This is a genomic window from Streptomyces sp. NPDC034111, assembly GCF_055575375.1.
Window position 1 is genome coordinate 16,718 of sequence record NZ_JBVIST010000013.1, and the last position, 13,059, is coordinate 29,776.

General features: G+C 71.0%; 7 protein-coding genes and 1 tRNA gene. 5 read left to right on the forward strand and 3 right to left on the reverse strand.

The features are described 5' to 3' along the window. The first annotated feature begins 303 nt into the window (after positions 1-303). Positions 304-2,505 (forward strand): transglycosylase domain-containing protein, encoded by a 2,202-nt coding sequence (locus ACZ55A_RS25380; protein WP_468844274.1) that lies wholly within the window; start codon positions 304-306, stop codon positions 2,503-2,505. Between the two features lie 166 nt (positions 2,506-2,671). Here ACZ55A_RS25380 and ACZ55A_RS25385 read toward each other — a convergent pair whose 3' ends face one another. Then, a complete protein-coding gene (locus ACZ55A_RS25385) occupies positions 2,672-3,136 on the reverse strand; it encodes a GatB/YqeY domain-containing protein (RefSeq protein WP_468844276.1) in 465 nt (154 codons plus the stop codon). A 130-nt stretch (positions 3,137-3,266) separates the two neighbouring features. Between ACZ55A_RS25385 and ACZ55A_RS25390 the strand changes: the two genes are divergently transcribed. From ACZ55A_RS25390 to ACZ55A_RS25400, 3 genes are all read left to right on the forward strand, one after another. Beyond that, positions 3,267-4,193: a metallophosphoesterase gene (locus tag ACZ55A_RS25390; RefSeq protein WP_468844278.1), complete on the forward strand. Its 927-nt coding sequence runs from the start codon at positions 3,267-3,269 to the stop codon at positions 4,191-4,193. Between the two features lie 217 nt (positions 4,194-4,410). Further along, positions 4,411-5,133 (forward strand): Pr6Pr family membrane protein, encoded by a 723-nt coding sequence (locus tag ACZ55A_RS25395; protein ID WP_468844280.1) that lies wholly within the window; start codon positions 4,411-4,413, stop codon positions 5,131-5,133. 12 nt (positions 5,134-5,145) lie between these two features. After that, a tRNA-Pro gene (locus ACZ55A_RS25400) sits at positions 5,146-5,219 on the forward strand. A gap of 275 nt (positions 5,220-5,494) precedes the next feature. Here the strand turns inward: ACZ55A_RS25400 and ACZ55A_RS25405 are convergent. Together ACZ55A_RS25405 and ACZ55A_RS25410 are read right to left on the reverse strand one after the other, a co-directional pair. After that, positions 5,495-6,814 carry an MFS transporter gene (locus ACZ55A_RS25405; protein WP_468844282.1) on the reverse strand — a complete coding sequence of 440 codons (1,320 nt, stop codon included), beginning with the start codon at positions 6,812-6,814 and terminating at the stop codon, positions 5,495-5,497. A 35-nt stretch (positions 6,815-6,849) separates the two neighbouring features. Then, on the reverse strand, positions 6,850-8,286 hold the full coding sequence (locus tag ACZ55A_RS25410) for a M20 family metallopeptidase (RefSeq protein ID WP_468844285.1): 1,437 nt from the start codon (positions 8,284-8,286) through the stop codon (positions 6,850-6,852). Between the two features lie 711 nt (positions 8,287-8,997). Here ACZ55A_RS25410 and ACZ55A_RS25415 point away from each other — a divergent pair. Beyond that, positions 8,998-13,005 carry an nSTAND1 domain-containing NTPase gene (locus ACZ55A_RS25415; protein ID WP_468844286.1) on the forward strand — a complete coding sequence of 1,336 codons (4,008 nt, stop codon included), beginning with the start codon at positions 8,998-9,000 and terminating at the stop codon, positions 13,003-13,005. Positions 13,006-13,059 lie beyond the last annotated feature (54 nt).

Below are 13,059 nucleotides of genomic sequence, written 5' to 3' on the forward strand. Positions count from 1 at the left end.
ACGGAAGGCAGGCAGGGCGCAACACCCCCTTCGGGCCCAATCTTGAATGGCCCGAACGGACTATGCGTACGCGGCAGATCACCCAACGGAGTGACCGCGCGACATACGTCACTTACCTCACAAGGCAGCACATTTTGCGGCCCTGACACGGGGGTTTCTGTCGGCTCACGGACACGTGGGGGCGCGGTCCGCGCGGGAGTAGGGGTTGACGAACCGAGGCGTAACCATTCGGCTGTGCAGCTGAGGACAGGCTAAACGAACAGGTGCGCCCCTGTCCGGCGAATGAGAACGTAGGCTGCCCTCATGCCTAAGAAGCGCGATGGCGGGGGTCTGTCCAAGACCCAGCAGGCCGCCAAGTTCCTCGGTGTCAGCGTCCTGGCCGGAGCGGTGCTGGCCGGTCTCGCGCTCCCCGCGGCCGGGGCGCTCGGCCTGGCCGCCAAGGGGTCGGTCGAGGGCTTCGACGACATTCCGGCGAACCTCAAGACGCCACCGCTCAGCCAGCGGACCACGATTCTGGACGCCGACGGCGGCGAGATCGCCAAGGTCTACTCCCGCGACCGCACGGTCGTCGGACTGAAGGACATGTCGCCGTACATCCAGCAGGCGATCGTCGCGATCGAGGATGCGCGCTTCTATCAGCACGGCGCGATCGACCTGAAGGGCATCCTGCGGGCGGTCAACAAGAACGCCCAGTCGGGCGGGGTCTCCCAGGGCGCCTCGACGCTGACCCAGCAGTATGTGAAGAACGTCTTCGTCGAGGAGGCGGGCGACGATCCGACCAAGGTCGCGCAGGCCACCCAGCAGACGATCGGCCGCAAGGTCAAAGAGCTCAAGTACGCGATCCAGGTCGAGAAGGAGCTCGGCAAGCGCAAGATCTTGCAGAACTACCTCAACATCACGTTCTTCGGGCAGCAGGCCTACGGCATCGAGGCGGCCGCCCAGCGGTACTTCAGCAAGCGCGCCAAGGACCTCAGCCTGGAGGAGTCGGCGCTGCTGGCCGGCATCGTCCAGTCGCCAACCCGTTACGACCCGCTCAACAACCGCCAGGAGGCCACCAAGCGGCGCAACACCGTGCTGCAACGTATGGCCGATCTGAGGGACATCACCCAGGAGCAGGCGGACGCGGCCGCCCAGAAGCCGATCAAGCTGGCGGTCAGCCGTCCCAAGAACGGCTGCATCACCGCCACCCACGGCGCCGGCTTCTTCTGCGACTACATCCGCAAGGTCTTCCTCGGTGACCGGTCTTTCGGAAAGACCCGCAAGGACCGTGTGAAGCGCTGGAACGAGGGCGGCATGACCATCCGCACCACCCTCGATCCGCAGACCCAGAAGTCGATCCAGGCGTCGATAGGCGAGCACGTCTATGAGGACGATCCGGTCGCCACCGCCGCCACCATCGTCGAACCGGGCACCGGCAAGATCCTCGGCATGGGCCAGTCCCGCCCGTACGGCTTCCGCGGGAACCAGACCATGATCAACCTCTCGGTGGACCACAACATGGGCGGCGGCGCCGGCTACCAGCCCGGGTCGACCTTCAAGCCGGTGATCGCGGCGGCCGCGCTGGAGCAGGGGACCAGCCCCGAGCAGGAGTACTCCTCGCCGTACCGGATGCCGTATCCGAGCCCGGTGCAGACCTGCGACGGCGAGTGGCGCGGCTCACCGGCCGACACCACCCAGAACGAGAACCGTAAAGAGGTCGGCCCGTACGCCATGAAGGAGGCGACCGCGAAGTCGGTCAACACCTACTTCGTGCAGCTGATCAGCGATATGGGCATCTGCCCGGCGGTCAAGATGGCGCAGAAGATGGGCATCGAGCGGGCGGACGGCAAGCCCTTGCAGCAGGTGCCGTCGATGACGCTGGGCGTGCAGGAGATGTCGCCGCTGACGATGGCCGCCGGTTACGCCACCTTCGCCAACGGCGGCGAGTACTGCTCGCCGGTCGCCATCGAGTCGATCACCGATGCGCGGGGCCGGGCGATGAAGGTCCCGCGGACCAGCTGCCGCACGGCGATGTCCAAGAAGACCGCGGACACGGTCAACACCCTCCTCAAGGGCGTGGTCGAGGACGGCACCGGCAAGGAGGCCGGCCTCCAGGGCCGCGACAGTGCCGGTAAGACCGGCACCACCGACAGCCGCTACGCCGCCTGGTTCGTCGGCTACACACCGAACGCGGCCGGCGCGGTCTGGGTCGGCGACCCCCAGCACAAGCGCCAGATGTACGACATCACCATCGGCGGCGTCCCGCACGAGAAGGTCTACGGCGCCGACACCCCCGGCCCCATCTGGCGCGATGCGATGACCGGCGCCCTGGCCGGCCGGCCCGCCCCCGCGCTGCCGACCGTCCCGATCGACGACCCCGTCAAGGAGAAGAACCCGGGCGACGACGGCGGCAAGGGCGGCAAGCACAAGCCAGGCCGCGGCCACGGCGGCGACAACAAACCGGGCGGCGGATGGGACATTCCGGACTGGCCCGACCTTCTGGGCGGCGGCAACGGCGGCTGGTAGCGGGGCGGTTGGTACGCCGGCCCTGCGCCACCGGTGGTGCGAAGAGGCCGTAGCGGACCGGTAAGGGAGCAGTTGCCGGGTTCGCTGTCCGGTTCCGGTAAGCGATGAGGGGCGCCCCCACCACGGGGGCGCCCCTCACCTTTCCTTCAGGATGTCGTCCGGCGCCTCAGCCGGCCAGCAGCTTCTTGACCATCGCGGCCACCCGGCCGCCCTCGGCACGCCCCGCCACCTGAGGGTTGACGATCTTCATGACGGCGCCCATCGCCTTCGGGCCCTCGGCGCCGGCGCCCTTGGCCTCCGCCACCGCCGCCGCGACCAGCGACTCCAGCTCGTCGTCGGTCAGCTGCTTGGGCAGATAGTCCGCAAGCAGCTCGCCCTCGGCGCGCTCGCGCTCCGCCTGGTCGCTCCGGCCGCCCTGCTCGAAGGCGTCCGCGGCCTCCCGGCGCTTCTTCGCCTCCCGCGCGATGATCTTCTCGACCTCGCTGTCGGACAGCTCACGCGCCTCCTTGCCCGCGACCTCCTCCTTCTGGATCGCGGTCAGCGTGAGACGGAGGGTGGAGGAGCGCAGCTCGTCGCGCGCCTTGATCGCGACGGTGAGGTCGTCCTGCAACTTGGACTTGAGCGTGGTCATGCCGTTGAGTATGCCCCGCCCCACCGACAACCGCCGCGCGTTTTCCTCCCGCCCCGCCCGAGCCGTCCGGGAGAGCCGCGCGCCGCCCTCCCGCTGCACCCACCCCCGCCACTCTGCGACGATGGGAACCATGCGCGCGCGATACGGAGTACCCCTGACCCTGACCGCAGTCGGCGCGGCCGGCCTGGCCTACGCTGCCGGCTTCGAAGTCCGCTCCTTCCGCCTGCGGCGCGTCACCGTTCCCGTACTGCCCCCGGGCATGCGTCCGTTGCGCGTCCTACAGGTCTCGGACATCCACATGGTCAGCGGACAGCACAAGAAGCAGCGCTGGTTGCAGTCGCTCGCCGGTCTGCGCCCCGACTTCGTCATCAACACGGGCGACAACCTCTCCGACCCCGAGGGTGTCCCCGAGACGCTGGACGCGCTCGGTCCGCTGATGGAGTTCCCCGGCGCGTATGTCTTCGGCTCGAACGACTATTACGGACCGAAGCTGCGCAACCCCGCCCGCTATCTGCTCGAACGGGTCCAGGGCCGGCACGGGCTCAACGGCAACGCACCCGTAGTGGGCGCCGTCCACAACCCGTGGGAAGACCTGCGCGACGCCTTCGACGCGGCCGGCTGGGTCGGCCTGTCCAACTGCCGCGGCCGGCTGAAGCTGGAGGGCATCGAGATCGCCCTGACCGGCCTGGACGACCCGCACATCAAGCGCGACCGCTACGCCGAGGTGGCCGGCGGCCCGGAATCCGGCGCCGACCTCTCCCTCGCCGTCGTCCACGCCCCCTACCTGCGCTCCCTGGACGCCTTCGCCGCCGACGGCTACCCGCTGATCCTGGCCGGGCACACCCATGGCGGCCAGCTGTGCATCCCCTTCTACGGGGCACTCGTCACCAACTGCGACCTCGACACCGACCGCGTCAAGGGCCTCTCCACCCACACCGCCGCCGGCCGCACCTCCTACCTCCACGTCTCCGCCGGCTGCGGCACCAACCGCTACACCCCAGTCCGCTTCGCCTGCCCCCCGGAGGCCACGCTGCTGACCCTGACGGCCCGCCCCTGAGGACGGCCGTACGGCGAGGCCGGGCCCGATCCGCGGTGTGGCCCGGCCAGGGCTCGGTAGCGGCGCGCCTACGGGACCCAGGCGCGGGTGCGCCGTCGCGCCCCGGGGTGCCAGTACGGGAGCCCCGATGCCCCCGGCTCCGCCGCATGGGCACCGGCACGCCGGGATCCCCGCCCGGGCCTCCCTCGCCCCCCGCCCCTCCCCCTAACGTGGAGGAATGTCCGACCCCACCCGGACCTCGCAGTCCACGCGCCATGCCACCGGCCCGGCGGGGGCCGCCGCCCGCACCCCGGCCGCAGCCGTCGCCCCCGCGGTCCGCCGCCCCCTGGCGGCCGCCTTCCGGCTCCTCCTCGCCGCGGCCGCCCTGACCGGCCTCCTCCTCGAAGCCGTCAGCACCGCCTCCCCCGCGCGCCTCGCCGCCTCCTTCACCGCGCAGACCGCCCTCGCCATGGCCCTGGTCGCCGCCTGCTCCGCCCACCGCGCCTGGACCGGCCGCCGCCCCGTAAGCCCCCGCCTCACCGGCGCCCTCCTCTGCTACGTCTCCCTGGCGGCCGTCCTCCACCACCTCCTCCCGGCCGCCGCCCCCACCGCCTTCGCCCTCCCCACCCCCGCCACAGCCGGCCAAGCCCTCCCCGACGTCCTCCTCTTCACCGTCCTCCCGCTCGCCGCCCTCGCCGACTGGCTCCTGCTCACCGCCCCGCGCGGCTTCCGCCTCCACCACGCCTGGCAGTGGCCGGCCTACCCCCTCCTCCACCTCTGCTTCACCCTCGCCCTCCCCACCGCCGCCGGCGCCCCTTCCCCCACCTCGGGCACCACCCTCCTCATCGCCCTCGCCGGCTGCCTCCTCCCCCTGGCCGCCCTCGCGATCGACCAGGTCAGGCCCGCTCCCCGGCTCCACAACAACCGGATTTCGCCTACGGGGATCGGTCCGCTAAAGTAGAGCTCGTTGCTTCGGGGTGTAGCGCAGCTTGGCAGCGCGCTTCGTTCGGGACGAAGAGGTCGTGGGTTCAAATCCCGCCACCCCGACTGAAGAAACAACAGGTCAGGGCCTGATCCGCGAGAGTGGATCAGGCCCTGACTCGTTTCCGGGGCGCTCTTGGGAGCCATTCGGGAGCCGATCTGGAATTCCGGCCCCGGGGTGCCTTCTCCTAACGGGCCATCAGCCGCGCTGGAGGAGCTCGTTCGGTACGCGCACGGGTGATGTGGGACACATGGGGCACGTGCGGCCAGGGGCCTTGGTGTGGGTGAGGCCGTGAGAGGGGGTGCCTCTCACGGTCCCATCGCAGTCCCTCTGGCCGGCGTCAGCGGATGCCGCGGATCCGGCACCCGGCCAGCAGTGCGGTGATGCTCAGGATGGAGACCGCCAGCAGGTAGTAGCTCGGTGAGATCTGCGAGCCGGTTGCCGTGACCAGGGTCGTGGCGATGGCGGGGGTGAAGCCGCCGAAGATGGCGACCGTTGTGTTGTAGCTGAACGCCAGGCCGGTCGCGCGGGCTTCCGTCGGGAAGGCGTCGGACATCACCGACGGCAGTGCGCCGAAGTAGGTGGCTTTCAGCAGGCCGAGGACGGTCATGCACAGCGCGAGGGTCAGGAAGGACGGCGCCTCGGTGAGCCAGATGAACAGCGGGACGGCGCTGAGGCCGATCAGGGCCGCGGCGGGGATCATGATCCTCAACCGTCCGAACCGGTCGGCGAGAAGGCCCACCACCGGGGTTCCGAGGGTCAGGATGGCGCCCGTGATGAGCAGCGCGGTGAAGGACAGCGACTCGTCCAGGCCGAGTTCCTTGATCCCGAAGGTGGGCAGGTACTGGAGGGAGTAGTTGAGCGCGGTGGAGACGATCAGCGCGCCACCGGCGATCAGCAGGCCGCTCCAGTGGTGGCGGAAGACCAGGCGGACCGGGGAGGACTTCTCGCCGTGCCCGTCTGCCGCCGGCTGCTGGGCCATCGCCGGTGACTCCTCGACGTAGCGGCGTATGAGGTACCCGACGGGGCCGACGAGCAGGCCGAAGGCGAAGGGGACCCGCCAGCCCCAGGCTGTCATCTGGGAGTCGGACAGCGTCGCGGTCAAGGCCGTGGCGAACGCGGAGGCCGTCAGGGTGGCGAGTCCCTGGCTGGCGAACTGGAAACTGCCGTAGAAGCCCTTGCGCCGGTTGTTCTGCTCGACCAGGAAGGAGGTCGCGGCGCCGAACTCGCCGCCGGCCGCGAAGCCCTGGATCAGCCGCGCGAGCACGATCCCCACCGGTGCGACGGCGCCGAGCGTCGCGTAGCCGGGCATGGCCGCCATCAGCAGGGTGCCGACCACCATCAGCCGGATCGACAGCATCAGCGCTTTCTTGCGTCCCTTCCGGTCGGCGTACGAGCCGAGCAGAAGCCCGCCGATCGGACGCACCAGATAAGTGATCCCGAACACCGCGAAGGTCTGGATCAGTTGGACGCCCGGGTCGTCGTCGGGAAAGAACGTTTTGCCGATGTACGCCGCCATCAGCGCGTACAGGGCGAGGTCGAAGAATTCGAGGGCGTTGCCGATGGTGGCCGCCGCGATCGCGCGGGTGGCGGAGGCCCGTCCGGGGGGCGTCGTCGGGGAGTCTTCCGGCTGGGTCGGCTGAGCGGAGACGTCGGTCATCGGGGTCCTTCCGGCAGGTGCTGGGCCGACGTGCGTCAGGCCGAGCGGGGGGCGGGGAGCGGGGGGTGGACCGAAGTGCGTGCGGGGAGCGGGTGGTCGGCCGAGGGGTGGCCGAGGGCGTGGAAGAGCGCGGCCGCCAGCACGATGCCCTGGCGGGCGATCGCGCCGAGCAGGTGCTCGTCGGGCGCGTGCTGGAGGCAGCCGGGGTACGAGTGCGGCAGCCACAAGGTGGGCAGGCCGAGGATGTCGGTGAAGACGTGGTTGGGCAGTGAGCCGCCGATGTTGGGCAGGACGGCGACGGGCCCGTCGGTGACCTGTTCCAGCGTCGACGTGGCCCAGCGCACCCACGGGTCGCTGGGCGGCGTGCGGCTGGCGGGGAAACTGCGCAGGGCGGTGACGTCGACCATCGGGTAACCGTGGGCGGCGAGGTGCTCGGCGACGGCCTCCGGTACCCGGTCCACGTCGGTGCCGGCGACGTACCGCAGTTGCAGGACGGCGCGCGCCCGGCCGGGGATCGCGTTGACCGGGTGGTCGATGTCGGCCGACCCGAGCGCCAGGACCTCAAGGGTGTTCCAGCCGTAGAGCCGCTCGGCGGCGGTCAGGTCAGGGTCCCCCCACCCCTCGTCGGGGGCGGGATCGCCGGGGCTGCCGGCGACCGTGACGCCGGCCAGCGCCGCACGCACCGGTTCGGGGAGCTTGGGCGGCAGCAGCGCGGGGACCTGGATGCGACCGTGCCCGTCGACCAGGCTGGCGACGGCGCCGGCCAGGGTGGTGGCGGGATTGCGCAGGACGCCGCCCCAGTTGCCGGAGTGGTACGAGTCCGGGCGCAGATCGACATCGAGCTGGAGCCTGACGCCCCCGCGCGCGCCGAGGAACAGCGTCGGTGTGGCCGCGTCCAGGCGCGGACCGTCCGAGGCGATCAGGACATCGGCCCGCAGCCGGTCACGGTGGGCGGCGGCGAAGGCGGCCAGCCCCGGCGAGCCGATCTCCTCACCGGTCTCGAGCAGAAAGGTCAGGTTGAAGCCGAGCGAGCCCTGCTCGGCCAGCAGCAGCCGCAACGCCGTGAGGTTGACCAGGTGCTGCCCCTTGTTGTCGGCCGCCCCGCGGCCGTACCACCGGTCGCCGTCGGCGGTCAGGGTCCATGGGTCGCGGTCGGCGCTCCACTGCCCGGCGTGGCCGTCGACCACGTCGGCGTGGCCGTAGCAGAGCAACGTGGGGAGTTCCGGGGACTCCACGCGGGTGCCGACCAGGAACGGGTGCCCGGGGGATTCCGGGTTGGCGTACTCGGCGACGGAGCACCCGAGCCGGGTCAGCGCGGGCACCAGAACCTCATCCAGGTATGCCTTGACGGCAACGTGACGTTCAGGGCGGGTGCTCTCGGTGGGGTAGGCGACCATGGTGCTCAGGTCGGCGAAGAAGGCGCCGGAGTCGACGTACTCCTCGGCCCGCCGGACAAGGTTTTCGGGGATCACTAGGGGTACTCCCGGGAATGGCGCTGAGAGGAATTCACGTGCAAGTGCCGTGATGGCTCAGCAGCGTAAGGGGCACTTCCCGGGCCTGACTATTGCCGTTTATGCCGCTCCGCGTTCACTTATCGGCAAGCCCGCGCAGGTGGATGGACAGGCCCGAATCCGGTATCGCGGTCGCCCTGTTCGTCCGGTGTCCGCCGCGGGATGCCCCTGACCGACGTCGTTTTCCGGCTGTTGGCCTCTACAGAATCCGGGCCCGCCGGCCCGCCCTGGGTACCGGCCCGCGCGCTCCCTACGCCGCGCCGTCCGGTGCCGGTCCCTCCCCTCGCGGGGACCGGTGCCGAACGGCGCGGCCAGCGCCGATCCGCGCCCCCCGTACCGGCGCGGATCGTGGAAAGACGGGACCCGTGGTCAATGCGGCAGCGGTCCGGAACGGGACCGGGTCCAAGGTCCCTCGCGCTCCTGAGCCGAGACTGTTACCACCGGCACTTGCCTCCGGCGGAGGCGACCGAGAACATGCGTCAGGAGTTGTCTCTCCGGGCGCTGAGCCGGTCCGGCCGGGGCGACGCCCGGTTGATGCGCTGCTGCGTCGCGATCCTGCCAGCTGCGCCTTCCGCCGAGGAGGTTCCGGCCTCGGGCCGACGGCTTAACCGCAGGTCAGCCAGATAAGGTGAGTTTTCCGGTCCGGATGTCCAGGTGCGGGGGAAGTAAGGGGTGGAGACCTTGAGTTCCGACTCAGGGGCACGCACAGCCTTCGCAGAACGTCTCGCGCTGCTGTACAGGGAGGCCGGCAACCCTCCCCTCAAGAGCGTGGCAGAAGCGGTCGTCCGACTTCAGCGATTCGACGAACGCGGGCGGCCCGTGCGGGTGTCCGTACAGCGGATCAGCGACTGGCGACGGGCCAAGAACGTGCCTGCGCAGTTCGCCGCCCTCGCGGCGGTGCTGCACGTCCTGATCCCCCAGGCGCGGCGCTTGCGGCCCGCGCCGGTGTCCGCGGGCCTGTACGACCTGGCCCAGTGGCAGCGGCTGTGGGAGCGCGCGGTCGCCGACCCGGTCGGCGACCGCGCCGCGCCCTCGCAAGTGGAGGAACGCCCCCCGGTCGAGGCCGTGGCCTTCCCCGGTGTGTGCCCGTACCGAGGGCTGGCTTCGTATCGTCAGCAGGACGCCCGGTGGTTCTTCGGCCGGGAGCGGAGCACCGACGCCCTCGTCGCCCAGCTCCGCGCCGCGGAGAGGACGGGTGGCCTGGTCATGCTGGTGGGCGCCTCGGGGGCGGGAAAGTCCTCGCTGCTGCACGCCGGTCTGGTGCCCGCGGTGCGGAACGGCGCACTGGGCGGGGAGAACAGCCAGGAGCGGGCGGTGCTTCAGCTCGTGCCGGGGAGCGATCCTCTCGCGGAGCTGACCCGACGGATCACTGGGCTTGCCCCCGTCGTCTCCGGCGCACTGGAACCGGCGGCGACGGAGGCCGGTGCCCCGCCCTTCGCGCAGGCGGTGCGGGAGGCCGTGACGGCCTGGGCGCAGCGCGGGACGTCCTCCGCCGCCCGTCCGGTCGTGATCGTGGATCAGTTCGAGGAGGCCTTCACCCTCTGCTCCGACGAGACGGCCCGGCGCACGTTCATCCAGATTCTCCACGCCGCCTGCACGCCGCCCGACCAGGGTGGCCCGGCCCCCGTACTCGTCATCCTCGGCATACGCGCCGACTTCTACGAGCAGTGCCTCGGGCACCCCGAACTGGCCGACGCGCTGCAACACCGGCACATGGTGCTCGGGCCGCTGACCACCGCGGAGCTGCGCGAAGCGGTGACCGGTCCGGCCAAGGCCGTGGGTCTGGAGCTCGAACCGGGGCTCGCGGAACTGATCGTCCGGGAAGTGAGCGCCGACGGACCCGGCGCACATGACGCGGGGGTGCTGCCGCTGCTCTCCCACGCCCTGCTCGCCACCTGGCAGCGGCGGAAGGCCGGAAGGCTGACGCTGTCCGGCTACCGCGCGGCGGGTGGAATCCAGGGAGCGGTGGCGGCGACCGCCGAGCGGGCCTGGTCCGGCCTCGACCCGAGCGCACGCACGGCCGCGAGACTGCTCCTGCTCAGGCTGGTCCGGCTGGGCGAGGACACCCAGGCCACCCGTAGGCGGGGGACGCGGCGCCAACTGGCGGACGAGTCGACGGATCCGAACAAAACGGAGGAATCGCTCGAAGCGCTGGTGCACGCCCGGTTGGTGACGCTCGACGCGGAGGCCGTGGAGATCACCCATGAGGCGCTGCTGCACGCCTGGCCCCGCCTGCGCGAGTGGATCGACGAGGACAGGAACGGCAATCTGCTGCGCCAGCGGCTGGAGGAGGACGGCAGGGCCTGGGAGGGCTCGAACCGCGACGCCGCACTGCTCTACCGGGGTTCCCGTCTGGAGCAGGCCCGCACCTGGGCGCAGTCCGCCGGTGACACCTTTCTGACCCGCAGCGCGGTGGAGTTCCTGGCCGCTTCGGTCAGGCTGCGCAAGCGCACGGTCTGGCTCAGCCGTGGTGCGGTGGCGGCTCTGGTCGTCATGGCGATGCTGGCTGTCGGTTCAGCGGTGATCGCGTGGCAGCAGCGGGACGACACCGTCTTCGAGCAGGTGCTCGCCGAAGCCGATCGCGCCCAGTACACGGACCCCTCCCTGTCGGCCCAACTCGATCTGGTGGCACACGACTTGCGCCCCGGCGACCAGGGCACGAAGAACCGGTTGATCTCGATCGTGAACGCGCCGCTGGCCACACCGCTTCTGGGCCACACCGGCGCCGTCTACCTCACCTCGTTCAGCCCGAACGGGCGGATCCTGGCCACCGCCAGCTACGACCGGACCGTTCGACTGTGGGACGTGGCGGACCCGACGCGCCCCGAGCCCCTGGGCAAGCCCCTCACCGGCCACACGAGCTGGGTGAGCACCGCTGTCTTCAGCCCGGACGGACACACCCTCGCCAGCGCTTCGGACGACGGCACCATCCGACTGTGGGACGTACGGGATCCCCGCCACCCGCACCTGCTCGGGGCGCCCTTGACCGGCCATGACGGCACGATCTTCCTGCTCGCCTTCAGCCCCGACGGACGCACTCTGGCCGCTGCCGACGAAGAGCACACCGTTCGCCTGTGGGACGTCCGCGACCCGCACCGGCCGAAGGCGCGCGGTGCCTTGACCGGCCACACCGCCGCCGTGCGCTCGGTGGCGTTCAGCCCGGACGGACGGACGCTGGCCGCCGGTGGCGACGACAACACGATCAGGCTGTGGGACCTGGCCGGCCGGCGCCGTCCGAAGCCGGTCGACAGGGTGCTGACCGGCCACACGGGCACGGTGCACTCGGTGGCGTTCAGCCCGGACGGCCGCACTCTCGCCAGCGGCAGCTCGGACAACACCATCCGGCTCTGGAAGGTGGCCGACCCACGTCACGCGGCACCGCTCGGCGCGCCGCTCACCGGCCACACCGGTCCCCTGTGGTCGGTGGCCTTCAGCCCCGACGGAAACATGCTCGCCGCCGGCAGCGCGGACAGCACGGCGAGCCTGTGGAACGTCAGCGATCCGGCATACCCGTCGCAGGTCGGCGAACCCCTCGCGGGCAGCAGCGGTGAGATGTACGCCGTGGGCTTCAGCCCCGATGGGCGGACCCTCGCCACGGGAAGCGGCGACAGCAAGGTCCGTCTGTGGTCGATCCCGACGTCGCACATGGTCGGCCGGATGGGAGCGTTCCGCCCGGATGGGCGGGTGCTTGCCACGGCCGCGCGCGACGGACGGATCCGGCTGTGGAATGTGGACAATCCCGGCCGGCCCGTATCGCTGAGCGAGCCGTTCATGCCCGGGGACGGCGGCGATCGTGCGCTGGCGTTCTCCCCCGACGGCCACACCCTCGCGGTGCTGACGGCGAACCGGGCGGTGTACCTGTGGAACGTCACCGACCCGGCCCGGCCGGTCTCCTACGGGCCGCCCGCCACCCTGCGGACACGGTTCATGGGTCCCAATGCGCTGGCCTTCAGCCCTGACGGGCGCACGCTCGCCACCGCTTACAACGACCACACCATTCAGTTGTGGTCCGTCGACAACCCGTCCCACGTCGTTCCGTTCGGCGCTCCGCTCACCGGCCACAAGGGCTACGTCAACGCGCTCGCCTTCAGCCCGGACGGACGCACTCTCGCCAGCGGCAGCGCGGACGCCACCATCCGGCTCTGGAACACGGCCGACCCACGTCGTCCCGCCCCGCTCGGCGCGCCTCTCGCGGGGCACCTGGGACCCGTCAACGCGCTCGCCTTCAGCCCGGACGGACGCACTCTCGCCAGCGGCAGCGACGATGACACCGTCCGGCTCTGGAACACGGCCGCCCCCCGCAAGGCCACCCGGCTGGGCGCCCCGCTCACGGGCCACACCGAAGCGGTCGTGTCGCTGACGTTCAGCAAGGACGGCCATACCCTGGCGAGCGGCGGCACCGACAACACGCTCCGGTTCTGGAACGTCACGCTCCCCTCCAGGGCCGCTCCCCTCGGTCAATCGACCAGCCCCAATGCCAAGACGGGCAATTTCCTGTCGTTCAGCCCCACCAGCCACATGCTCGGGGTGTCGAGCGGCGCCGGTACCGTCCGGCTGTGGAACCTGGACGCCGACAAGGCCATTCGTCACATCTGCTCGACCACTCGGGGCGTGCTGACGCCGGAAAAATGGCACGAGTATCTGCCGCATCTCTCGTACGCGCCACCGTGCGGCGAATGACGGGGCCGGGGCCCAACGAACCGACCACCGGGTCGTATCCGGGCCTCGGCCAGG